The organism is Streptomyces sp. M2CJ-2 (assembly GCF_016757295.1).
Taxonomy (GTDB): domain Bacteria; phylum Actinomycetota; class Actinomycetes; order Streptomycetales; family Streptomycetaceae; genus Streptomyces.
In genome coordinates this window covers 45,344-68,592 of sequence record NZ_JAESIF010000034.1, presented here as the reverse complement: position 1 = coordinate 68,592, position 23,249 = coordinate 45,344, and the positions used below count along the sequence as shown (strand labels likewise).

Genomic DNA, 23,249 nt, shown 5'->3' with positions numbered 1-23,249 from the left:
GTTCACCCTCCTGCAGTGGTTTGCCGGCTCGCCATCGCCTGCTCGACCCACGAGCGCAGGACGTGCGCGGGTGCCGCCCCGGCCTGCCGGGCGACCGTCTCGCCCTGGTCCAGGACGAGCAGGGTCGGCACCGCCTGCACCTCGAACCGCCGGCTGAGCCGCGGGTTCTTGTCGACGTCGACCTTGACGAGCTTGATCCGTCCGGCGAGGTCGCGGGCGACCTGTTCGAGGGCGGGGCTGACCATGCGGCAGGGGCCGCACCAGGTGGCCCAGAGGTCGACGACGACGGGCTGGGTGGCGTTGTCGGCGACCTCGGCGAAGTCGTCGTCGCCCGCGTCGACGATCCAGGGCAGGGGCTGCTTGCAGTGGCCGCATTTGGGGCGGCCCTCGGCGGCCACGGGAATCCGGTTGCCGCGCCCGCACTTCGGGCAGGTCACCGTCGTCGTCCGGGTGGTGTTCACGCCGCCCTCGCTTCCCGGGCCCCCTCCTGCTGGTCGTAGGTGACCACCAGCTCTCCGTGCTCGGCGTCGACGCGGACCGTCGCGCCGTCCTGGACGTCGCCGCGCAGCAGGGCGCGTCCGACCAGTGTCTCGACCTCGTGGGAGATGTAGCGCCGCAGCGGCCGGGCCCCGTACACCGGGTCGTAGCCCTGGTGAGCGATCAACTCGCGTGCTGCATCGGTGAGTTCGACGGTGATGCGGCGTTCGGCGACCCGCTGCCGCAGCTCGTCGAACTGCAGCTCCACGATCCGCTCGATCTGGCGCTCACCGAGCGGTTTGAACAGCACGATGTCGTCGACGCGGTTGAGGAACTCCGGGCGGAAGTGCCCGCGCAGCTCGCCCATCACCAGGGCGCGGGCGTCCGGCTTGATCTCACCCTCGGCGGTGGCGCCGTCGAGGAGGTGCTCGGAGCCGATGTTGGACGTCATGATGATCACGGTGTTGCGGAAGTCGACGGTGTGGCCCTGAGCATCGGTGATGCGGCCGTCGTCGAGGATCTGCAGCAGGGTGTTGAAGACATCGGTGTGCGCCTTCTCGATCTCGTCGAACAGCACAACCGAGTACGGCTTGCGGCGTACGGCCTCGGTGAGCTGGCCGCCTTCCTCGTAGCCGACGTATCCGGGCGGTGCGCCCATGAGCCGGCTGACGGTGTGCCGCTCCTGGTACTCACTCATGTCGAGGCGGACCATGTTCTCCTCGGAGTCGAACAGGGCCCGGGCGAGGGTCTTGGCCAGCTCGGTCTTCCCGACGCCGGTGGGGCCGAGGAAGATGAACGAGCCGATGGGGCGGCGAGGGTCGCGGATGCCGGAGCGGGCGCGGATGATGGCGTCGGCGACGAGCTTGACGGCCTCGTCCTGGCCGATGACGCGCTCGCGCAGGATCTCATCGAGGCGCAGCAGTTTCTCGCGTTCGCCCTCCTGGAGGCGGGCGACCGGGATGCCGGTCCAGGCTGCGACGATCTCGGCGATCTCCTCCTCGGTGACGACCTCGCGCAGCAGCCGGTTCTGCCCTTGTTTGGCGGCCAGTTGGTCCTCCTCTGCGGCAAGTCGGCGCTCCAGGTCCTGGAGGCGGCCGTAGCGGAGTTCGGCGGCGCGGTTGAGGTCGTAGGCGCGTTCGGCCTCCTCCGCCTCGTGGCGGACCTGCTCCAGTTCCTGGCGCAGTTCCTGCACGCGGCGGATCGCCTGCCGTTCGGCCTCCCACTGGGCGTGTTTGGCGTCGGCCTCGCCGCGCAGGTCGGCCAGTTCCCTGCGCAGTTCCTCCAGGCGGGCTTTGCTGGCGGGATCGGTCTCCTTGGACAGGGCCGCCTCCTCGATCTCCAGGCGGGTGACGCGGCGGGTGATCTCGTCGAGTTCGGCGGGCATGGAGTCGATCTCGGTACGCAGCCGGGCGCACGCCTCGTCGACGAGGTCGATGGCCTTGTCGGGCAGGAACCGGTCGGTGATGTAGCGGTGGCTGAGGGTGGCCGCGGAGACCAGCGCGGTGTCCTGGATCTTCACGCCGTGGAAGACCTCCAGGCGTTCGCGCAGTCCGCGCAGGATGGAGATGGTGTCCTCCACGCTCGGCTCGTCGACCAGCACCTGCTGGAAGCGGCGTTCGAGGGCGGCGTCCTTCTCGATGTGCTTGCGGTACTCGTCGAGGGTGGTGGCGCCGATCATGTGCAGTTCGCCGCGGGCGAGCATCGGCTTGAGCATGTTGCCCGCGTCCATGGCCCCTTCGGCGGCGCCCGCGCCGACGACGGTGTGCAGTTCGTCGACGAAGAGCAGGATGCGCCCCTGGGCGGCCTTGACCTCGCTGAGCACGGCCTTGAGGCGTTCCTCGAACTCACCGCGGTACTTGGCGCCGGCGACCAGGGAGCCCATGTCGAGGGCGAACACAGTCTTGTCGCGCAGTCCTTCGGGCACGTCGCCGCGGACGATGCGCTGGGCGAGGCCCTCGACGATGGCGGTCTTGCCGACGCCGGGGTCGCCGATGAGGACCGGGTTGTTCTTGGACTTGCGGCTGAGGATCTGGGTGACGCGGCGGATCTCGGCGTCCCGGCCGATGACCGGGTCGAGCCTGCCGTCCCTGGCCTCGGCGACGAGATCGCGGCCATACTTCTCCAGAGCCTCGTAGGCCACTTCGGGGTTGGCCGAGGTGACGCGCTGGTTGCCGCGGACCTGGGTGAGCGCGCTCAGGAACGAGTCCCGGGTGATGCCGGCCTCATTGAGCAGCCGCCCGGCGGCGGTTGAAGAGCCCTCCTCAGCCAGGGCGAGCAGGAGGTGCTCCACGGACACGTACTCGTCCTTGAGGCGTTTGGCCTCCCGTTCGGCGGCATCGAGCAGGCGGGCGAGGCGCTGAGTGACGAAGACCTGGCCGGGTGCCGCGCCGGGGCCGGTGACCTTCGGGCGGCGGGAGAGTTCCTCGCGCACGGCCGCGCGCAGTTCCTTCGGCTCGGTGCCGGCCTCTTGCAGCAACCGCGGGATCAGACCGTCCTCCTGATCGAGAAGTGCGAGCAGCAGGTGTTCCCCGTCGACCTCGGTCTGTCCCATGCGGACGGCCGCGGTCTGGGCCTCCTGGAGGGCTTCCTGGGACTTCTGGGTGAGACGGTTCATGTCCATGGGGGTGTTTCACTCCTCGTGCCGCGGCCGCGCAGGGCGGCTTCGAGCAGGCTGATGCGGTCGAGCAGGTCGAGTACCAGGCCGATGGATGCGTAGTTGAGGCAGAGTCCGGAGCGCAGCCGCTGGATGCGGGCAAGGACCGCCGGCGCCGTGGGGTCGAACACCAGGTGCCCCGCGGCGTCGCATTCGGCGTCGACCAGGCCGAGGGCGACGAACCGGCGGATCAGATCGGGGTGGAGGCCCGAGCGACGGGCCACGGCGTCCAGCGAGAGCCTGGGGGCGGGCACGAGCGCGTACCGGACAGCCGCCGAGGCGGTGACGTCGGCGCCCGTCCGTACCGGACGGGCGCCCACGCCGGCCCGGCCGATGCCTGCCGCTTCCGCGGGTCGGTCGTTCATCGCGTCCTCCTGGGGTCGAACGAGGAGGTGGCGGCGAGCTCCTCGAACAGTTCGCGCTCCCGGTCGCCGAGGGCGGGCGGCACCATGACACGGAGTTCGGCGTACAGGTCGCCGTTCGCGCCGCGCGGGTTCGGCATGCCCTCGCCGCGCAGCCGCAGCCGCCGGCCGCTGGACGAGCCCGCGGGCACCGTGACCTTGGCCGTGCCACCGCCGGGGGTGGGCACCGGCACGGTCGCACCCAGGGCCGCCTCCCAGGGGGCCACCGGGACCTGGACGTACACGTCGCGGCCGTCCAGCCGGAACCGGGGGTGGGGCTGGATACGCACCCGCAGGTACAGGTCGCCCGCGGGGGCGTCACCATTGCCCCGGCCGCCCTCCCCCGCCAGCCGAATGCGCTGCCCATCGGTGACGCCCGGCGGCACGACGACCTCGTACCGCCGCGGCTGCCCCGTGGGACCGGCGAGCGTGACGGTGCGACGGCCGCCTCGGTACGCCTCCTCGACGGTGAGCGGCAGTTCGGCCTCCTGGTCGGCTCCCGGTACACCGGCGGGGACGGCACCTGCTCCGAAGAGCGAGCCGAGCAGGTCTTCGATGTCGACACCCTCCGCTGCGAAGTCGTCGCCGAAGCCGGTGGTGTACCGGACACGGGGGCCGCCCGCGCCCGCGGTCCTCCGAGCGCGGAAGCCGCTGCCCGCTCCGGCCGCGACCCGTTCGTCGAAGTCCTCGGGGATCTTGCGGAAGTCCTCGCCGAAGCGGTCGTAACGGGCCCGGGTCTTCGGGTCCGACAAGACGCTGTATGCCTCGTTGAGGTCCTTGAAGCGTTCCTCCGCCCCCGGGTCCTTGTTGACGTCGGGGTGGTACTTGCGGGCGAGCTTGCGATATGCCTGCTGGATCTCGTCCTGGCTCGCGGTCCGCGACACGCCCAGCACCTCGTAGAAGTCCCGTGCCATGACCGGTCACTCCCGCTTCGCGACAGTCACGGCGGCGGGCCTGAGCTGCCGTTCGCCGTCCCCGTAGCCCGGGCGCAGCACCTCGACGACGGTTCCCGGTGGGGCGTCGGGGTCCTGGACGACGCCGACCACCTCGTGCCGGGCCGGGTCGAAGGCGACGCCGGTCTCCGCGTGCCGCGGGTAGCCGAGCAGTTCGAGGACGTTCACCGCCTGGTCGTGGACCGTCCGGATGCCCTCCACGATCGCGCCGGGGTCGACTCCGGCATGAGTCAGGGCGAGCTCGAGGTTGTCCAGGACGGGCAGGAAGGCGGCGGCCGTACGGGAACGCTCGACCGTCCGCTCCCGCTCCAGTTCCCTGGCGTGGCGCTTGCGGAGGTTGTCGAGGTCGGCGAGCGCGCGCCGCCAGCGGTCCTCCAGTTCCTGGATCGCGGTCGTGTACTCGTCCTCGGCAGGTGCGGGGCCGGCGGCGTCGGGTCCCGGTTCGTCGAGCGCCGCTTCCGGCCGGGGCGGCGGGCCCGGTTGCGGCAAATCCCCGCGAGGAGGGCGTACGGCGCCTTCCGGGACCGGTTCGACCGGATCCGACGCGGCCCGGTCGGGTTCCTGGGGGTGGCTGGGCATGGCGCGCCTCAGTCCTTTTCGAACTCGGCGTCGATGACATCGTCGCCACCGCCACCGCCACTCGTGGGACCACCGGTGGCGGCGTCCTGGCCGGAACCGCCCGTGGCGGCGGCCTGATGGGCCGCCAGCCCGGCGAGCACCTGCTGGAGTTCGGAGGCCAGGGGCCGCACGCGCTCCACGCCCGCCTCTTCCTTGACCGCCGCCCGGGCGTCGGACACGAGCATCTCGGCGCGTGCCTTCTCGTGCGCGGGCGCTGCGTCACCCAGTTCGGCGAGGCGCTTCTCGACCTGGTACGCGACGGCGTCGAGCTCGTTGCGGGCGTCGACGGCCTCGCGGAGTGCCTGGTCCTGGCCCCGGTTGCGCTCGGCCTCCTGGACCATGCGTTCGACCTCACTGCGGTCCAGGTTGGAGCTCTCGCTGATGGTGATGCCCTGTTCCTTGCCGGTGTCCCGGTCGCGGGCCCTGACGTTGAGGATGCCGTTGGCGTCGATGTCGAAGGTGACCTCGATCTGTGGTTCGCCCCGCGGCGCCGGCCGGATGTCGGTGAGCTGGAACCGGCCGAGCACCCGGTTGTCGGCGGCCCGCTCGCGCTCGCCCTGGAGGACCACCACATCGACGGCCGGCTGGTTGTCCTCGGCGGTGGAGAAGGTCTCGGTGCGGCGCACCGGGATGGTGGTGTTCCGCTCGATGATCTTCGTCATCACTCCGCCGCGCGTCTCTACGCCCAGCGACAGGGGTGTGACGTCGAGCAGCAGGACGTCCTTGACCTCGCCCTTGAGCACCCCGGCCTGGATCGCGGCGCCCAGGGCCACGACCTCATCGGGGTTGACGCTCATGTTGGGTTCCTTGCCGCCGGTCAGCCGGCGGACCAGGGCCTGGACCGCCGGGATACGTGTGGAGCCGCCTACGAGGATGACCTCGTCGATGTCGCTCTCGCCGACCTTGGCGTCGGCCAGTGCCTGCTGGAGCGGTCCCAGGCAACGCTCCACCAGGTCGCCGGTGATCTGCTCGAACGTGGACCGCATGATCGAGTCGGTGAGGTGCTTGGGGCCCGAGGCGTCGGCGGTGATGAACGGCAGGCTGACCTGCGTCTGCGTCACCGAACTGAGCTCGGTCTTGGCCTTCTCCGCCGCCTCGAACAGTCGTTGCAGCGCCTGCGGGTCCTTGCGCAGGTCGATGCCGTTCTCCTTCTGGAAGTCGTCCGCGAGGTAATCCACCAGACGCCGGTCGAAGTCGTCGCCGCCCAGGTGGCTGTCGCCGGCGGTGGAGCGCACCTCCACCACGCCGTCGCCGACGTCGAGGATGCTCACGTCGAAGGTGCCGCCGCCCAGGTCGAAGACGAGGACGGTCTCGTGCTGCTTCTTGTCCATGCCGTACGCGAGGGCGGCCGCCGTCGGCTCGTTGATGATCCGCAGCACCTCCAGTCCCGCGATCCGTCCGGCGTCCTTGGTGGCGGTGCGCTGAGCGTCGTTGAAGTAGGCGGGTACCGTGATGACCGCCTCCGCGACCCGTTCCCCCAGCTGCTTGGAGGCGTCGTCGGCGAGTTTGCGCAGCACCTGTGCGCTGATCTCCTCAGGCGCGTACAGCTTGTCGCGCACCTTGAAGCGGGCCGCCCCGCCGTCGCCCTCGACGACGTCGTACGCCACCGCCCTGGCCTCGTCGGAGATCTCGTCGAAGTGCCGGCCGATGAACCGCTTGGCCGAGTAGATGGTCCCCTTGGGGTTGAGGATCGCCTGGCGCCGGGCCAGCTGGCCCACCAGGCGCTCGCCGGTGTCGGTGAAGGCCACCACGGACGGTGTCGTGCGGTTGCCCTCGCTGTTGGGCACGACGGACGGCTCGCCGCCCTCCCACACGGCGATCACCGAGTTGGTGGTGCCCAGGTCGATGCCCACTGCCTTGGCCATGAGGAACTCCTCCCGGTGCGGCGGCCTGCGCCGACTCTCCGGATCACGTTCGTTCAGGTACGGGTGGGACCTCCGCCGGTGGTCTGCAGCGCGCCGATCAGCCGTACAGCCTCGTCGGCGACCGCCTCGTCCACGACGACCTCGTACCGGCTCGGCTGCATCGAGCGGATCGAGGCGAAATCCCGGCGACCGCCCTGCAGGGCGTGCAGCAGCATGCCGAACAGCGCGCCGACGATCGCTCCGAAGATCAGCCCGTACAAGGCGAGGAGCAGGACGGAGACGACGGGGTCGAGCCAGTTCACAAGGCCGAAGAGCCAGCCGATCAGGACACCGGGGAGCGCACCGCTCGCCGCTCCGTGAAGGGCGGCCCTGCCGTAGTCCATCCGGCCGATCACTTGCTCGACCAGGCGCATGTCCTGGCCGATGATCGCCACCCTCTCCACGGGAAACCCATGGTCAGAGAGATGGTCAACGGCGCGTTCGGCTTCCCCGTACGTCTCGTACGAGGCAACCGGCCTGCGATGCTGCTCGGTCATCGCCCAGTCCTTCCTGCCGGTGCGCACGGAGGGTTCCGAACACTCCCCAGAGTGGCCAGCCGAGTGGCTCCACGCCTGCGCCTGGCGAGTCAGAAATGCACGGGTCCGGTCGCCCCACGAGTACGAGAGGAAGAATCCGAACATCTCGGATGAGCCAGCCCGCGAGCGGGTACCCGGAACACCGTTCGCCCCCTGAAGGCTCGGGGAGAACGGAGTGATCCCATGGCCGGCAGCCGGGCGCACCACCTGGACCGCCGCCGCTCCGACCGGGAGAGCAGCCTTCCGCGGGGCAGCGCCGGGCGGCAGCTCACGGCCGCGCGGAGAGGGCCCCGCCCACCCGTTCCAACCTCAGCCGACCATGCCCTCCACGAACTGATGGCGCTCTCCCGCGCCCTGTTCGACACCCGGGACGAAGGCGAGATCCTGCGCCTGGCCATGGACCACATAGCCGCCGCAGGGCCATACAGTGCCGAGGCCGGATACCTCAGGGCGGACGGCGACCTGGTCCCCAGCCCGAGGGTCGGGCAGATCCATGACTTGGCCGTGGACCGGAGGGTGCGGGAGCTGGCCGGGCAAGACGGCCCTGTGACCGTACCCGGCCGGCCCTGGGGCCGGGCCCTGGGGCTGCGCGGACGTGAGGGACTCCACGGCTACCTCGTGGTGACGTCCCGCTCCCGGCCCACCGAGACCGAGCGCTCCCTGCTCGCCACGCTCGTCCGGCACACCGCTGCTGCTCTGTCAGTCGCCTTCGCACACCGCCGCCAACGCGAGGACGCGCTGGAGCTGCACCGGCTGAGGGCGGAACGGACAGCCCTCCAGCGGCAGCTGATCTCCGTCGTGGCTGAGCTGGGGTACCTGCGGGCCGTTCACGCGCTCATGGTCGACATCGCTGCCTCGGGCGGCGGCGAGGAAGCCATCACCCGCGCACTGCACGGGCTCACTGGACTCCCCGCGCTGGTCGAGGACCGCTTCGGTCGGCTGAGGTCCTGGACCGGCCCCAGCCGCCCCGACCCCTATCCGGAACCGGACCCCGTGCGCCAGGACGAAATGCTGCACGCCGTCGCCCGGGAGGTCGGGCCGGTGCGGATAAGGGACCGGCTGATCACCCTGGTCCGCCCGCACGGCGAGATCCTGGGCGTGCTGGCCCTGGTCGATGCCCGGAACGAGGCCGACGAGCACACCGTGCTCGCGCTGGAACACGCCGCCATGTCGCTCGCCCTGGAGCTGGCGCACCTGCGTAATCTGGCCGAAGTGGAGCTGAGGCTGCACCGCGAACTGGTCGACGACCTCCTGGCAGGGACGGACGAGGCGAGCGCCTACGCTCGGTCCGAGGCAGTCGGACACGACCTGCACCGCAGCCACTACATCGTCGTGGTGCAGTGGTCGAACCGGACTGCGGACGATTCCTTCGCGCAAACCGTGGGCCGGGCGGCCTCTGCCGTGGGCATGCGCGCGCTGCTGACCCGACGTTCCGACCACGTGGTCCTGGTCGCCGACGGCAGGCCGCACGCCCGCGCGCTGTACGAGGCGCTCGCCCGGGAGACCGGGACACGGTCCGGGACGATCGGGGTGAGCGCCCCTTCCGACTCCGTGGACGACATCCCCCACCGCTACCAGGAGGCGCAGCGCGCCCTGGAAGTGCGCCGCCACTCCCGCGAGCGCTACGGCACGACGTTCTTCGACGAGCTTGGCCTCTACCGCATCCTGGGACCTGGCAACGATTACCGGGAACTGGAGACGTTCGTCCACGAGTGGCTCGGGCAGCTCATCGACTACGACTCCCGGCACCACGGGACCATGGTGGAGACCCTGACCCGGTACTTCGACTGCGGCGGCAACTACGACGAGACCGCCGAATCCCTCGCGATCCACCGCAGCACGCTGCGCTATCGACTCCAGCGCATCCGCGACATCAGCGGCAACGACCTCGCGAACGTCGAGGACCGGCTCAACCTCCAGGTGGCGACCCGAGTATGGAAGATCGTGCTGGGCGGACCCCGCTGATGCCCTGATAGAACTGTTGTGCGGACAGCGTCGGTGGCAGTTGGTGGGAGTGTCTGGTCAACGGCGGATCTAATGATCAAGGAGACTCCAGTTCCCCCAGCCCACGGCCCCGCTGGTCTGGCTGGAGAACCCCAACAACTCCGTGTACCTGGAGTCCGAGAGCGACATCCAGAACTACACGGACATCTTCGACCAGCTCAGGGCTTCTGCCCTGAGCCCGGCCGAGACCCGTACCCACCTCACCCGCACTGCCGAGGAGCTCGAACCATGAGCACGACCCCGCCCCGCCGCCCCCGCGCAGAGGACCTTCACAAGGCGCGCTGGCGCAAGAGCTCCTACAGCGGAGGCGCCAACGACTGCGTGGAGATCGCCGACCTCGGTGCATACGCGGCGGTGCGCGATTCCAAGGATCTCGACCTGTCACCTGTGATCCTCAGCCGCTCCGCCCTGGGTGATCTGCTGGGCCATTACACCGACGGCGAGACTCGCGTCGGCTGAGACCCTGCCCGAGCCGCACGTGCACATGCCAGCCGCCAAGTAGGAGTGCCCCGCGCGAGTGATCAGCACGACAAGCCGTTCCTCCGGATCGTGGCCTGCGCGGCCGGGGTCGCAGCTGACGTTGGCTTGCTGCTTACCGCGGCACAGGAGCGGCACTGGGACGTCGGTTCGGTAACTTCGCGCTGGGCATCTTGCACGAGGCGCCCGCCATGGGCGTCCTGATCGGCTCCTACGAGCCTCACCGGCCGAAGGCCGGCGGCGGGCCGACCGGTACCGCCGGGAGGAACTGCTGGAGCTGCTTGCCCCCAGACCGTCTGTGCGATCGCGATCAGCGCCGCCGTGCTCGCGGCGGGGGCGGGACGGCGGCTGCTACATGCGCCGGAGTGCTGTGGTGCTGTGGTGCCCCGTCAGGCCGTGCTGCGCTGCGGGCCTGTGATGCGCGGGCTCGTGCACTGGGCACCGGCCGTGCGCCGAGGCGCCGCATACGCCAGGCCAAGGTCCTTGCGGGGGAGCGGGCGTCATCCAGGGCACGTTGGTCGGCGGCCTGCCTGAGGAGTCGCTCCGGGTCGTGCCCCAGTGCTTCCGCTTCGGCGAGTGCGGCGGTGAGGGCAGCGACAGCGGGGTCTTTGAGGACCTGCTCCGCGTGCTCGGGCACGGCCCGACGGATGTGGCGGATGTGCCGGTCCACAGTCTGTTGGGGCGGTCGGCGCTGGACGAGGGCGGTCAGGGGCGCGGCTGCTGCCTGGTCGTAGGCGGCTTGGAGGTGGAGCAGGGTCTGCTGGGCGGCGGCGACCTGCTGGTCGTGGTGGCGGAGCTGGTGCCAGCGGGTGGCCGCGATGGCGACGAGGATCGCGGCATCGAGGAACATCGCCAGAGCCGTGCCGTCCCTGGGCGCGGGCTCGCGGAGCATCGCCCGTACGGCGCCGCGCAGGGCGCGGGCGTGGTGGTGTTCGGCCTGGACGCGGGAGCGGGTGGCGCGCTCGAACGCGGAGGCCGCCTCGCGGAGCTGGGCGCGGATGGCTGCGGGGGCGAGGAGGGGCAGGGCATCGAGGGCTTCACCGAAGGCGGCGAGGTGGGCCTGGGAGGCTCGGTCGTCGTTTCCGGTGAGGTGCCGGGGGATGCGTTCGGTGGCGGCGGTGGCCTGGTGCCAGGGGTTGGGCCTGCGCCTGCCCGGCTGGATGGTCGGCTGCGGGTCGGTGGCTTCCAGGCGTGCTCGGATCTTGGGGAAGGACAGGTCCGGCGCGAGTTCGGAGCCGGAGTACCAGACGGGTCCCTTGCCGGCGGTGGTGTTGTCTTCGCTGGCGACCTTGTAGCCGCGCATGTCGCCGGAAGGGAAGTACACGACTTCGACCAGCACACCGTCGGTGAGGCTGAGCAGGCGGACGAACTCCTCGGTGCTGGTGGTGGCGGCCACGGCGGTGCGGACGATGGCACGCAGACGTTCCCGGGCGGGCTTGCTCGGGCCTTGGCGGCGGGCCTTTTCCTGTTCGGCGCGAGAGGTTCGCTTGGCAGCGGTGCGGTCTCCGCGGACGACTTGGAAGAGGCCGTATTCCTTCTCGATGGTGGCGAGTTCGCGGTCGGCGGTGAGGTAGTCGTTCCAGTGACGTGCGGTGCGCAGATCACCGCGGACCTTGGTGGCGGCGATGTGGATGTGGTCGGGGGCGTGACGGACGGCGACCCAGCGGCAGCCGTCCGGGTCGTCCTGGGGCGCGATGCCGGTGGCGGCCACAACGCGGCGGGCTATGTCGGCCCACTCCTCGTCACTGAGGTGGCGATCGGTTGTGGCGGCGCGGAGGGAGCAGTGCCAGACGTGCCGCTCGGGGGCTCGGCCGAGTCGGCGGGCTTGCTTGACGCGCAGGTCGAGGTCGGCCACCAGGAGCTTCCTTGTGGCGGTGAAGTCGTCGGTGCGGCCGGGGTCGGGGGCGAAGCCGTCCCAGGAGGCGACGAGGTGGGGGTCGGTGTGGTCTTTGGCCTTCGTGGTGTCGAACAGGTAGCGGATCAGGCCCGCCGTGTCCTTGCCGCTGCTGATCTTGGCGATCACCGGGCGGCCTTCTTGGCGGTGGCCTGGTTCGAGGCTGCCGCGATCGCGCTGATGGCAGCGCGGACCGCGCCCAGGGTGCGTTCGGTCTGGTCCAGGGCGGTGGTATCCCCAGGATGTGGATGGCCGCCGGAGTTGAGCTTCCGGGCGATCTGATTGGCGTTGTTGCCGATCTTGGCGACCTGCTCGCGCAGGGCGGTCAGCTCGTCGATGTAGTCGTCCAGCGGGGTGCGCTGGCCTGGCAGGGCGAGGTCACCGTGGAGGTGGGCCATGACGACGGCGCCCACGTAGTGGGCGCCGGCGATGTTGAGCGACCGGGCCCTGGCGAGGATGGCGGTCTTCTCTTCGACGCTGTAGCGCACGTCGACACGCTCCTTGCGCTGGGTGTCTTTGCGCTTGCGGCGGCGGGCGATGCGGTGCAGGGCGGCGGCTTCGGCGGCGCGCGGCAGGACGACGGTCGCGGCCTTGGCGTGCTGTTCCTCCTCGGGCGCCCCCTGGCGCCCGAGGATCTCCGCCACCCCTGGGGCGGAGTCCCCGTTGGACCGACCTTTGGACGGTCCAGCGGCATACCTTGCTGCTGCTCGGTGGGCGGGCCCGAGGAGCTCCCCGCGGGGGCGGAAGGGGGCGTCGTCTGCGGGGTCATCGTGCATAGTCGTGCTCCAGTGGTGTGTGGGCAGGGCTTCGTCACGTCCGTCGCATCCGTCCCGTGGCTGGTCAGGACGGGTACGGACCGGCATGCAGGTACGGATCGATCCGTTGCGGCGAGGAAGTCCGTCCCCGCGCTGACCTGCGCGGGGACGGATGGGACGGACTGAGACGGTCCCAGAGGGAGGCGGGTCAGCGGGCGTGCTTGGGGCCGGTGGTGCCGGGTAGGCCGATGGGCAGCGACCCGGCCGGAGGAGTGGGCGGTTTGCCCGGGGCCGGACGTGCGGGCATGAACTCGTGCCCACCTGCGTGGGCCGGCTGCGCGGGAGTGGTGGTGGGGTCGGGGCAGTAGCGGGCCCAGGCGTCGAGGAACTGGTTGCGGGCGTATGCCTTGGCCTGACGGCCCTGTTCGAAGCGGTAGTTGGCCGGGCGGATGCCGAAGTCCCTGAGGAGTGCCGACAAGTGGTAGGCGTTCAGCCCCTTGGAGCCGTAGTCCGGCCATGGGGACTCGGCGTCCGTCAGTAGCGCGGCGAGCAGGTCCTGCGAGCGCAGGGCCTCTTTGTTGCCCTCCTGTTCGAAGATGCGGCGGATGTCGCGCAGCAGTCGCGTCTTCAGGGTCGTCTGCTCGTCCTGGACGGCTTCGTGCCGGGTCATCGCCAGGCAGGCGGTACGGGCGCTGGTGGGCCAGTGGCCGCCGGCCAGGTCGGCGACGATGACCAGCGGCTCCCAGGTGTCCGCGGCCCGGTCCTCGACCGGCATCGCCGGCACCAGAGCGGCAGCCGTGCCACGCAGCGGGGTCAGCCACGCGGCCAGCCGGTCGCGCAGTGCGTTCAGTTCGGGCACGGAGTACCGCGAGCGGAACGGGGTGATCCGCTCGCCGGGCTTGCGCTTCTGCATGCGGAGCACGACCGCCCGGTCCATGATCGTGTCGGGCAGGTCGCCGATCCCGGCGAGCGCGGCCATGGCGAAGGTGGGGAACGCGGTCGGCTTGTGCTCCGGCCCGGAGATCCGCCAGGCGGGCCGGTTGCGCTGGTGCCCGGCGTTCAGCAGGCCGCGCAGGTCTTCTTTCTCGCCCGCCTTGGGGCCGAAGATGGTGTCCGCCTCGTCCACCAGCAGCGTCGGCGGGTTCTTGCCGATGACGCGGAAGACCACCGCGGGGGAGGTGTTCACCGTCATCATCGGCTGGTGCACCGTCTCGTGGAGCACGTCCAGGACGCGGGACTTGCCGCACCCCTTGGTCGGACCGACCACCGCCAGCCGTGGCGCGTGCTGCAGGGCGGGCTGGATGTGGGAGGCCGCCACCCACAAGGTGACCGCGGTCAGCGCCTCCTCGCTCGGCAGCACCACGTACCGGCCGATCGCCGCCCGCACCTCGTCCAGCAACCCGGCCCCGTCCTCCGCCGCCCCGCCGCCGGCGCTTCCACGTCCCCCGGCCCCCGGACCGTCGTCCGGGACCACGCTCCCGCCCTTCGCCTGCCCGGTCCCGGTCCCCGCGGCCCCCCGGGCGATGCCCGCATCCTGGGGACCGGTCCCCACCTCGGGGACCAGGTGGCCGGGACCGGGCTCTTGGTCTCGCTCCGGGGACGGGACCGGTCCGCCCGGACCGGCACGGTCCCCGGCCTGCGGTCCGGTCCCCACGCCGCCGGCCTGCATCTCTCCCACACCGACGGATATCCGGTCCCCGGCCCGTGCCCGGTCGTGGGACGGGACCGCACCCTCCGACGACCACGGAGCAGCTCCATGGCGCGGTCGGTCCCCGGTCCCCGTATGAGGGGGCCGGCCCCGGGGGTTCGGTCCCAAGGGACGGGCCCCACTGCGGGGACCGTCTTCGGATTCGACGCGGGGGCCGGCCCTGGTCCCCTGACGTGGGGACCGTGACTCGGCTCGGTTTCCGTTGCGCGGGACCGTCCCCTGCCCGGGGACTGCTACGGGCGGCCAGACGACCTTGGGCCCGGCCTCCGCGCCGGCGGACGCACTCGCGGCGTCCGAGGACGTAGGGTCCTCCATAGACGTTCCTCTCTGGTGAGGGACAGGACGGGCAAGGTCCCGCCCCTCACCGGTTCGTTCGTTCAGGGATGGGCGATGCGCAGGGGAATCTCCGGCCCTCGGCGTTGGCGCGCCGGGGGTCGCTCTGTTCCCCCGTGAGTCATGCCGTGAGGTCGTACGCGGTCTGCCGGTCGAGCCAGGCGTCAACCTCGTGCCAGCGGTAGCGCAGGTGACGGCCGACCTTGTGCACGTTGGGGCCGATGCCCCGGTACTTCCACTGGTAGAGCGTCTTCACCGGCACCCCGAGGTACTCGGCGACTTCCGCCGGGGTGGCCAGGGGGCCGCGTCGGGAGGCGTCGGCGGCGGTGTGGGCAGGACGGGGGGAAAGGCTCGGCATAGGGCTCCATTTTCGGTTTCGGACAACAGTGTGGACAACACGGCCACATCCCGGGCGGAGAAGTCCAGAGTTGGTTCTAAAACTCTCCAGCAGTTCCCGTTGGGCGGCCGGGGAGTCATAACCGTAAGGGCGAATCGCCGGTCAACCAAAAAGTTAGTGCTGGTGCGATGGGCGGCTCGTAACCGCAGGTGGTGCCCCCCACCGGATGCTGCTGCAAGCTACACTGCGCTCGCTTTCTAAATCGCGCCAAAACCGCAGTGCGACTTTCGGGCGTCTTGTGTCGAGTAATCTCCGGACCAATTCGCGACCCGGCGGGCGGAGACTTCTGTAGAGTTCGTGAACCAACTATTGCCAAAGGCTCCGGCTGCAAGTTACAGCTACCTGTCATGGCAACTCGACCTCTCGAAATAGGCCCCGCCGGCCTACACGCCGCCCGCGCCATCGAACACATACGACTGGCGCTCGGCCTCACCCAGCATCAACTGGCCGCCCGTTGCACCGCGATGGGACGCCCGATGACCAACACCGCACTCAGCCGTACCGAGCGCGCCCATCGGCGTTGCGACATCGACGACCTCGCCGTGATCGCCGCAGCCCTCGGTGTCCCGCCGACGGCTCTGTTGCCCGTTGGGGCCCGCCCCGCCCCTCCTCGCCACGCCGAAGCAGATGCCCGCGGCCGAGCGCAGGAGGCCCTTCTTGGCTGACGTATACGACCGCTGGCACAAGTCCCACCCCAAGCCGGACGAGACTCAGTGCGGCGAGCACAAGAGCCGCACCCGGCGAATGGTGCCGACATCGGATCATGGGATCGGCAAGCGCTGGCAGGTCCGGTATCGCGACCTGGACGGCCACCAGCGCAAGGAGAACTTCCACACGAGGGCCGAAGCCGACAAGCGGGCGGCCGAGGTCGACGTCGAGATCCGGAGCGGCAGTTACGTCGTCCCCGCCGAGACGAAGCAGACGCTCGGCGCCTACGCCCGGAAGTGGCTCGACGCGAACTCGGTGGGCCCGACCACGGCCCTCCGCTACGAGGCCACCGTCCGCAACCACATCGTCGCCCACCTCGGCCGGCGCGAGCTGCGGTCCCTGAACAAGCCCTCGACCATTCAGGGCTGGATCCGCACGCTTCAGGACGGTGGCTTCGAAGTGTCGACGATCGAGGGCATCTTCGACATCCTCTCCAGCATCCTCGGCATGGCTGTGGAGGACGGGCTGCTGCCGAAGAACCCGTGCAAGTCGAAGGCGGTCAAGCTGCCGACCGCGACCAAGAAGAAGATCGTCCCCTGGTCCCTGGATCGCGTACGCGCCGTCATAGCCGGGCTGCCCAAACGCTCCCAGGCCGGCGGCAAGCTCGCCTTCGGCTGCGGTCTGCGCCAGGGCGAGGTCTTCGGCTTCGCCGTCGAGGACATCGACTTCAAGGGCGGCTGGATTCACGTCAACCGGCAAGTGCGACTCGTCGGCACGAAGCCTGTCTTCGCCCTGCCCAAGGGCAACAAGATCCGGTCAGTGCCGCTGCCGACTCAGCTGGCGGCTGCCCTCAAGGCCCACATGAGGCAATTCCCGCCGACGGCGGTCACTCTGCCCTGGGCGAAGCCCGACGGCGAGCCCAAGACCTTCCGCCTGCTCTTCGTCGACGAGAAGGACCGGGCCTACAACCGCAGCGTCTTCAACATGGGTGCCTGGAAGCTCGCGCTGGCCGCCGCCGGCGTGATCCCTCCCCGAGAGCGTGGGGCGAGGTACCTTCAGGCGGCGCCGGACGACGGCATGCACGCCCTCCGGCACGTCTACGCCTCCGTGCTCCTGGACGCGGGGGAGAGCATCAAGGCGCTCTCCGAGTACCTCGGCCACTCGGACCCCGGCTTCACGCTCCGGACGTACACGCACCTTCTGCCGTCCAGCAAGACCCGCACCCGCAAGGCGATCGACGACGCTTTCACCGAAGCCGAAGAAGCCGAAGACGACGGCGCTCCGCCCGCCGCCCAGGGCACATCAGCACCCCCAGCGAAACCGATGTGCCCTCAATGTGCCCTGACCGCCTGACGGCCCCTCTCCGGCACTGAAAAGGGCGAGGCCCGAAGACCTCGCCCGCTACCAGTAAAACCCCAGGTCAGGGCCACACCAGGCAGTACGCCTGGTGCCCCGCCTCGTGCAGCCGGTGGCTGAAGTCCTGCCACTCGTGCAGCAGCCGGTAGACGTTGAAGGCGTCGTTGGGGCCGCCGCGGTCGGGGACCGTGGACCAGATGAAGGCCGCCGCGCCCACCGCCTCCTCGCCTATGCCGCGGAGCGGGTCGACGACCGTCATGGGGAGCTTCACGACCGCGTAGTCCGGGTGCAGGACGACCAGTTCCAGGGGCGGCACCTTGTGCAGGGGGACGCCCTCGATGCCGGTGAGGACCATGGCGGCCATCGTCTCCGGCTTGATCTTGGTGAACATGCCCCCCATGCCGAGCTCGTCGCCGCCGAGTTCCTCGGGGCGCATCGAGATCGGGACGCGGGCGGCGGTGGCGCCGTCCGGCGCGCCGAAATACTTGTAGGTCACCCCCACTCGACCACCATTCCTGCTCCCCGCGCTCGACGGGTCGATCGACTCGGCCTCGCCCGGAGCACCGTGTGCCCGACGGGCCTTGTCCACCTCTTCCGCCTCGCGCCGGTGCCTTCCCCGCCGGGAACGTCGAGGACCGAGGTCGTCAGTCCCCTCGCCCAGTCCGCCACCGCGATGCATATCTCCACCCGACTGCTTTTCTAGGCCGCGTGGCGCCGCCACGCAACCCGATCATCGTGTCAGTGACCTCCCCCACGGCCGCCCGCCGAAACGTGCGGTGTTGCATCTGCCCGCGGGACCTTCCCAGCGTCCGGCCGCTCCGGGCCGGGTGAGCTGTGTCTACTCGGACGCCAGTTTCGCAGATCACGGGCGATCCGGGACCGGATGTCCCCGCAGGTGGCCGGATACCCGAGCCCGTGGCCGGCCGTGTGGGGCGACCGTACGAAACAGGCGTACGAAATGGTTGTACGAACGGGCGGGGCGGATCACTCAGCCGACGGGCCCGCCGACGACTCGGCCGACGGTCGCCCGGACCCGCCCGGACCCGCTCCGTGACCCGGCCTCCAGCCCCCCGCCCCCGCCCCCGCCTGGCCTACCCTGAACAGGTCACTCGCACCCCGAGTCCGAGATGTCGGAGAGGTCGGAGAAGTCGCAGGTCATGAGCGAACTGCCATACCCATACGAAGCCCAAGCCTCGCAGGCGCTGTTCGATCGTGCCGCGGCCGTCACCCCCGGTGGCGTGAATTCGCCGGTGCGTGCCTTCCGCGCCGTCGGCGGCACGCCCCGGTTCATGGTGTCCGGCACCGGCCCGTACCTGACCGACGCCGACGGCCGGGAGTACGTCGACCTGGTCTGCTCCTGGGGGCCGATGATCCTCGGGCACGCGCACCCCGAGGTGGTCGCCGCCGTGCAGGAGGCCGTCACGCGCGGGACCTCCTTCGGCACGCCCGGTGAGGGCGAGGTCGCGCTCGCCGAGGAGATGGTCGCCCGGGTCGAGCCGCTGGAGCAGGTCCGGCTGGTGTCCAGCGGCACCGAGGCCACCATGTCGGCGATCCGGCTCGCCCGCGGCTTCACGCAGCGCGCCAAGGTGATCAAGTTCGCCGGGTGCTACCACGGCCACGTCGACGCGCTGCTGGCCGCGGCGGGGTCGGGTCTCGCCACGTTCGCGCTGCCGGACACCCCCGGTGTCACGGGTGCCCAGGCCGGCGACACGATCGTCCTGCCGTACAACGACCTCGACGCCGTGCACGCGGCCTTCGCCGCGCACCCCGGCGAGATCGCCTGTGTGATCACCGAGGCCTCCCCGGGCAACATGGGCGTCGTACCGCCGCTGCCCGGGTTCAACCAGGGACTCAAGGACGCCTGCGCCGCGAACGGCGCGCTGTACATCTCCGACGAGGTGATGACCGGGTTCCGCACCAGCCGCGCCGGGTGGTACGGCGTCGACGGTGTGCGGCCCGACCTGATGACCTTCGGCAAGGTGATGGGCGGCGGCTTCCCGGCCGCGGCCTTCGGCGGGCGGGCCGACGTCATGGCGCACCTCGCCCCCGCCGGGCCCGTCTACCAGGCCGGCACCCTCTCCGGAAACCCCGTCGCCACCGCCGCCGGGCTCGCCCAGCTCCGGCTGCTCGACGAGGCCGCCTACGCCGAGGTCGACGCCGTCTCCGCGCGGATCCAGTCCCTCGTCACCGAGGCGCTGACCAAGGAGGGCGTGGCGCACACGCTGCAGAACGCCTCCAACATGTTCTCCGTGTTCTTCACCGACCGGCCGGTGCGCACCTACGAGGACGCCAAGGCACAGGAGTCCTTCCGCTACACCGCCTTCTTCCACTCCCTCCTCGCGAACGGCGTCCACCTGCCGCCCTCGTCCTTCGAGGCCTGGTTCGTGTCCACCGCGCACGACGACCGGGCCGTCCAGCGGATCGCCGACGCCCTCCCGGCGGCGGCCCGAGCGGCGGCGGAGGCGACGGCGTGAGCGACGGGGACAAGAACGACCTCACCGTCGTCCACCTGCTGCGGCACGGCGAGGTCGCCAACCCGGACGGCGTCCTCTACGGCCGGCTCCCCGGCTACCAGCTCTCCGAGCTGGGCCGGCGGATGGCCGAACGGGTCGGCGAGCACCTCGCCTCCCGGGACGTCACCCATGTCGGCGCCTCCCCACTGGAGCGGGCGCAGGAGACGGCCCAGCCGATCGCCAAGGTGCACGGCCTGGACATCGCCACCGACGAGCGGCTGATCGAGGCCGAGAACGTCTTCCAGGGCAAGACCTTCGGCGTCGGCGACGGCGCGCTGCGCCGGCCCGAGAACTGGAAGCACCTCGTCAACCCGTTCAAGCCGTCCTGGGGCGAGCCGTACATCGAGCAGGTCGTCCGCATGATGGGCGCGCTGGACGCGGCCAAGGACGCGGCGCGCGGTCACGAGGCGGTGCTGGTCAGCCATCAGCTGCCGATCTGGATCGTGCGGTCCTACGTCGAGAAGCGGCGGCTGTGGCACGACCCGCGCAAGCGGCAGTGCACGCTGGCCTCGCTGACCACCTTCACCTACCGGGGGGACAGGATCGTCTCCGTCGGCTACAGCGAGCCGGCCCGCGATCTCGTCCCCGTCCATCTCCTCGCCGGTGCCAAGCCGGTGAAGGGGAAGGGGAAGGCCTTCGGGGCCTAGGGGCCCAGGGGCCCAGGGCCTCAGGCAGGGTGGGCGTTCCGGCGGCCGTATGACACCCCCGTGGCGATCGTTGCCAAACCTCCGCACTTCCCGGGAACCCCCGTTCGCGTCACGTCCTCTGAATGAGTGACCACCAGAGGACGTGACGGACGGGGATGTCATGCGCACTCTCACCCGCAGGGGAATGCTCGGGCTCGGCGCGGGGGCCGCCGCGGCGGTGTCGCTGGCCGGCTGCGGCGACGCCACCGGCCCGAGCGGTACCAGCCACGCCGAGGGTTCCGACGGGAGCGGCGGGGGCGGCCGTGCGGGCACGCCGAAGCCGACGAAGACCGCCCGGCCGATCGGCGACGGCTCCACCGCCTTCACCGGCAAGCAGCCCCACCAGCCCGCCGGGCCGGTGCCGCTGGAGCCGGGTCGGACCCCGCCGCAGTTCGTCGTCTTCTCCTGGGACGGGGCCGGCGAGGTCGGCAACGGACTCTTCCCGCGCTTCCTGGACCTCGCCAAGGAGCACGAGGCGCACATGACGTTCTTCCTCTCCGGGCTGTATCTGCTGCCCGAGTCGAAGAAGCGGCTGTACGACCCGCCGAACAACCCGCGCGGGGCCTCCGACATCGGCTACCTCACCGACGACCACATCAGGGACACGCTGAAGAACGTCCGCCGCGCCTGGCTCGAGGGCCATGAGATCGGCACCCACTTCAACGGCCACTTCTGCGCCGGCTCCGGCAGCGTCGGCAACTGGACGCCGCAGCAGTGGCGCAGCGAGATAGACCAGGCGAAGTCGTTCGTGAAGGAGTGGCGGACCAACTCCGGCTGGACCGACCTGCCGTCGCTGCCGTTCGACTACGACAAGGAACTCGTCGGCGGCCGTACGCCCTGTCTGCTCGGCCAGGACAACCTGCTGACCACCGCCCGCGAGCTCGGCTGGCGCTACGACGCCTCCTCGCCCGGCGGCCGTCAGGTCTGGCCGTCGAAGCGGGACGGCATATGGGACCTTCCGCTGCAGCAGATACCTTTTCCCGGACGTTCCTTCGAGGTCCTGTCGATGGACTACAACATCCTCGCCAACCAGTCCGTCAACTCCACCAACGCCCCCGCCCACCACCACCCGGGCTGGCGCAAGCAGGCAGCCCAGGCGTACATATCGGGCTTCGAGCGGGCATATGAGACGAACAGGGCGCCCTTCTTCGTCGGTAACCACTTCGAGCAGTGGAACGGCGGCATCTACATGGACGCGGTGGAGGAGGCCCTCAAGCACATCGCGCGGGCGAAGGAGAAGGGCGGCGACGTGCGCATCGTCTCCTTCCGCCAGTTCACCGACTGGCTGGACGCGCAGCGGCCCGAGGTGCTGGAGCGGCTGCGCACCCTGGACGTCGGGCAGGAACCGGCCGGTGGCTGGCAGGGCTTCCTGAAGGACGCCGGCAGCACCGCCGGGACCGGGGAACCGAGCGGCGCCTGACGGGGCATCCGAGCCGCGCCGATATGCGGGTTTCCGTCCGCAAGGGGGGTGGGCAAGATCCCCAGAACGGGCATGCGAAACTTTTCACATGTGTGCCGCCAGCCGTGCCCCCCAGCGCTCGAGTCGCGCCACCCGTGTCCGCCGCCGTGCCCTCCTGACCGTCGGCACCGCCGTGACCGCCCTGCTGGTCTCCGCATGCGGTTCCGGCGGAACCTCGGGCGGAGGCGGCAACACCAACTTCGTCACCGGCGCCGACGGCATCTCCACCGTCGCCAAGGGCGAGCGCGTCGCCGCGCCCGACCTGTCCGGCGAGACGCTCGAGGGCGAGCCCCTCGACGTCGCCGACTTCCAGGGCAAGGTCGTCGTCCTCAACGTCTGGGGCTCCTGGTGCAACCCGTGCCGCGCGGAGGCCAAGTACTTCGCCAAGGTGTCCGAGGAGTACGCCGACCAGGGCGTGCAGTTCGTCGGCATCAACACCCGCGACAGCAGCACCGGGGCGGCGCTCGCCTTCGAGAAGGACTTCGGCATCACCTACCCGAGCCTGTACGACCCCACGGGCAAGCTGATGCTCCGCTTCGAGAAGGGCACCCTCAACCCGCAGGCGATCCCCTCCACCCTGATCCTGGACCGCGACGGGAAGATCGCGTCCCGCTCACTGACCGCGCTCAGCGAGGAACGGCTGCTGAAGATGCTCGAGCCGGTCGTCGCGGAGAAGTGACGTGACCCCCCTCACCACGCTCGCCGCCGACACGGCCTTCCTCGCCGCCGAGACGGGCTACAACGGCACGGTGCTCAACGGCGCCCTGCTGGTGGCGCTGCCCATCGCCCTGCTCGGCGGGCTCGTCTCCTTCTTCTCGCCCTGCGTCCTGCCGCTGGTCCCCGGCTACCTCTCCTACGTCACCGGCGTGTCCGGCACCGATCTGGCCGAGGCCCGGCGCGGCCGGATGGTCACCGGCGCCTCGCTGTTCGTCCTCGGCTTCACCGTCGTGTTCGTCTCCGGCGGCGCCTTCTTCGGCTACTTCGGCCAGACGCTGCAGGAACAGTCCGGCATCCTGACCAAGGTGCTCGGCGTCTTCATGATCCTCATGGGCGTCTTCTTCATGGGGATGATGCCCTGGCTCACCCAGCGCGAGTTCCGCTTCCACAAGCGGCCGGCGGCCGGCCTGGCCGGCGCGCCCGTCCTCGGCGCCCTGTTCGGCATCGGCTGGACCCCCTGCATCGGCCCCACCCTCGCCTCCGTACTGACGCTCTCCGCGCAACAGGAGAGCGCCGGGCGCGGGGCCGTGCTGACCGTCGCGTACTGTCTGGGGCTGGGTCTGCCCTTCGTCCTCGCGGCCGTCGCCTTCCGCAAGGCGCTCGGCGCCTTCGGCTGGGTCAAGCGGCACTACGTATGGGTCATGCGGATCGGCGGCACGATGATGATCGTGACCGGAGTGCTGCTGCTCACCGGCGTGTGGGACAGCCTCGTGACGCAGATGCAGACCTGGTCCAACGGCTTCACTGTGGGGATCTGACG

The 23,249-nt window shown here is 70.5% G+C and carries 21 protein-coding genes and 2 pseudogenes; 11 read left to right on the top strand and 12 right to left on the bottom strand.

The window, feature by feature from the left end; genetic code table 11:
• Window positions 1-2: 2 nt before the first annotated feature.
• The 7 genes from trxA to JL475_RS23765 are packed head-to-tail and all read right to left on the bottom strand — an operon-like array spanning window position 3 to window position 7,503.
• Complete coding sequence (gene trxA, locus JL475_RS23795) at window positions 3-461, bottom strand: thioredoxin (protein WP_202279924.1); 459 nt, start codon at window positions 459-461, stop codon at window positions 3-5.
• The gene (clpB, locus tag JL475_RS23790; protein ID WP_202279922.1) at window positions 458-3,097 is read right to left on the bottom strand and encodes an ATP-dependent chaperone ClpB; all 2,640 of its coding nucleotides are present in this window, start codon (window positions 3,095-3,097) and stop codon (window positions 458-460) included. Before clpB ends, trxA begins: the two co-directional genes overlap by 4 nt.
• Window positions 3,088-3,495 (bottom strand): chaperone modulator CbpM, encoded by a 408-nt coding sequence (locus JL475_RS23785; RefSeq protein ID WP_202279920.1) that lies wholly within the window; start codon window positions 3,493-3,495, stop codon window positions 3,088-3,090. Before JL475_RS23785 ends, clpB begins: the two co-directional genes overlap by 10 nt.
• Entirely contained in the window at window positions 3,492-4,445 is a 954-nt protein-coding gene (locus JL475_RS23780) for a DnaJ C-terminal domain-containing protein (protein WP_202279918.1), read from the bottom strand. The genes JL475_RS23785 and JL475_RS23780 overlap by 4 nt, the downstream gene beginning before the upstream one ends.
• Before the next feature lie 6 nt (window positions 4,446-4,451).
• Entirely contained in the window at window positions 4,452-5,063 is a 612-nt protein-coding gene (locus JL475_RS23775; protein WP_202279916.1) for a nucleotide exchange factor GrpE, read from the bottom strand.
• Between the two features lie 8 nt (window positions 5,064-5,071).
• On the bottom strand, window positions 5,072-6,967 hold the full coding sequence (dnaK, locus tag JL475_RS23770) for a molecular chaperone DnaK (RefSeq protein WP_202279914.1): 1,896 nt from the start codon (window positions 6,965-6,967) through the stop codon (window positions 5,072-5,074).
• A gap of 53 nt (window positions 6,968-7,020) precedes the next feature.
• Window positions 7,021-7,503: a general stress protein gene (locus JL475_RS23765; RefSeq protein WP_202279912.1), complete on the bottom strand. Its 483-nt coding sequence runs from the start codon at window positions 7,501-7,503 to the stop codon at window positions 7,021-7,023.
• Between the two features lie 222 nt (window positions 7,504-7,725).
• Between JL475_RS23765 and JL475_RS23760 the strand changes: the two genes are divergently transcribed.
• From JL475_RS23760 to JL475_RS40210, 4 genes and pseudogenes are all read left to right on the top strand, one after another.
• Entirely contained in the window at window positions 7,726-9,507 is a 1,782-nt protein-coding gene (locus JL475_RS23760) for a CdaR family transcriptional regulator (RefSeq protein WP_202279910.1), read from the top strand.
• A gap of 97 nt (window positions 9,508-9,604) precedes the next feature.
• Window positions 9,605-9,778 (top strand): annotated as a pseudogene (locus JL475_RS40215) (Scr1 family TA system antitoxin-like transcriptional regulator); the annotation flags it as partial.
• The gene (locus tag JL475_RS23755; RefSeq protein ID WP_202279908.1) at window positions 9,775-10,005 is read left to right on the top strand and encodes a DUF397 domain-containing protein; all 231 of its coding nucleotides are present in this window, start codon (window positions 9,775-9,777) and stop codon (window positions 10,003-10,005) included. The pseudogene JL475_RS40215 and the gene JL475_RS23755, both read left to right, overlap by 4 nt.
• 45 nt (window positions 10,006-10,050) lie before the next feature.
• Window positions 10,051-10,330: pseudogene (locus JL475_RS40210) on the top strand (hypothetical protein); the annotation flags it as partial.
• A 3-nt stretch (window positions 10,331-10,333) separates the two neighbouring features.
• Here the strand turns inward: JL475_RS40210 and JL475_RS23750 are convergent.
• The 4 genes from JL475_RS23750 to JL475_RS23735 form a co-directional block, all read right to left on the bottom strand.
• Window positions 10,334-12,046, bottom strand: a complete 1,713-nt coding sequence (locus JL475_RS23750) for a mobilization protein (RefSeq protein ID WP_202279906.1) — start codon at window positions 12,044-12,046, stop codon at window positions 10,334-10,336.
• The gene (gene mobC, locus JL475_RS23745) at window positions 12,043-12,561 is read right to left on the bottom strand and encodes a plasmid mobilization relaxosome protein MobC (RefSeq protein ID WP_307825138.1); all 519 of its coding nucleotides are present in this window, start codon (window positions 12,559-12,561) and stop codon (window positions 12,043-12,045) included. Before mobC ends, JL475_RS23750 begins: the two co-directional genes overlap by 4 nt.
• 319 nt (window positions 12,562-12,880) lie before the next feature.
• Complete coding sequence (locus tag JL475_RS23740) at window positions 12,881-14,146, bottom strand: DUF3631 domain-containing protein (RefSeq protein ID WP_202279902.1); 1,266 nt, start codon at window positions 14,144-14,146, stop codon at window positions 12,881-12,883.
• 688 nt (window positions 14,147-14,834) lie between these two features.
• Window positions 14,835-15,071, bottom strand: coding sequence for an AlpA family transcriptional regulator (locus tag JL475_RS23735; protein ID WP_202279900.1), 237 nt, complete (start codon window positions 15,069-15,071; stop codon window positions 14,835-14,837).
• A 386-nt stretch (window positions 15,072-15,457) separates the two neighbouring features.
• On the opposite strand from JL475_RS23735, the gene JL475_RS23730 reads away from it, so the two are divergent.
• Complete coding sequence (locus tag JL475_RS23730) at window positions 15,458-15,775, top strand: helix-turn-helix domain-containing protein (RefSeq protein ID WP_202279898.1); 318 nt, start codon at window positions 15,458-15,460, stop codon at window positions 15,773-15,775.
• Window positions 15,768-17,111 (top strand): tyrosine-type recombinase/integrase, encoded by a 1,344-nt coding sequence (locus tag JL475_RS23725; protein WP_237408069.1) that lies wholly within the window; start codon window positions 15,768-15,770, stop codon window positions 17,109-17,111. The genes JL475_RS23730 and JL475_RS23725 overlap by 8 nt, the downstream gene beginning before the upstream one ends.
• Before the next feature lie 67 nt (window positions 17,112-17,178).
• On the opposite strand, the gene JL475_RS23720 is transcribed toward JL475_RS23725, so the two are convergent.
• Window positions 17,179-17,793, bottom strand: coding sequence for a hypothetical protein (locus JL475_RS23720; RefSeq protein ID WP_109377564.1), 615 nt, complete (start codon window positions 17,791-17,793; stop codon window positions 17,179-17,181).
• A 478-nt stretch (window positions 17,794-18,271) separates the two neighbouring features.
• Here JL475_RS23720 and hemL point away from each other — a divergent pair, with 478 nt between their 5' ends.
• The 5 genes from hemL to JL475_RS23695 all read left to right on the top strand — a co-directional run bounded on the left by hemL (window position 18,272) and on the right by JL475_RS23695 (window position 23,247).
• Window positions 18,272-19,588 carry a glutamate-1-semialdehyde 2,1-aminomutase gene (gene hemL / locus JL475_RS23715; protein WP_202279894.1) on the top strand — a complete coding sequence of 439 codons (1,317 nt, stop codon included), beginning with the start codon at window positions 18,272-18,274 and terminating at the stop codon, window positions 19,586-19,588.
• On the top strand, window positions 19,585-20,274 hold the full coding sequence (locus tag JL475_RS23710) for a histidine phosphatase family protein (protein ID WP_202279893.1): 690 nt from the start codon (window positions 19,585-19,587) through the stop codon (window positions 20,272-20,274). The genes hemL and JL475_RS23710 overlap by 4 nt, the downstream gene beginning before the upstream one ends.
• A gap of 184 nt (window positions 20,275-20,458) precedes the next feature.
• Complete coding sequence (locus JL475_RS23705; protein WP_202279948.1) at window positions 20,459-21,733, top strand: hypothetical protein; 1,275 nt, start codon at window positions 20,459-20,461, stop codon at window positions 21,731-21,733.
• Between the two features lie 88 nt (window positions 21,734-21,821).
• Entirely contained in the window at window positions 21,822-22,451 is a 630-nt protein-coding gene (locus tag JL475_RS23700; protein ID WP_202279890.1) for a TlpA disulfide reductase family protein, read from the top strand.
• A 1-nt stretch (window position 22,452) separates the two neighbouring features.
• A complete protein-coding gene (locus JL475_RS23695) occupies window positions 22,453-23,247 on the top strand; it encodes a cytochrome c biogenesis protein CcdA (protein ID WP_202279888.1) in 795 nt (264 codons plus the stop codon).
• Window positions 23,248-23,249: the final 2 nt, after the last annotated feature.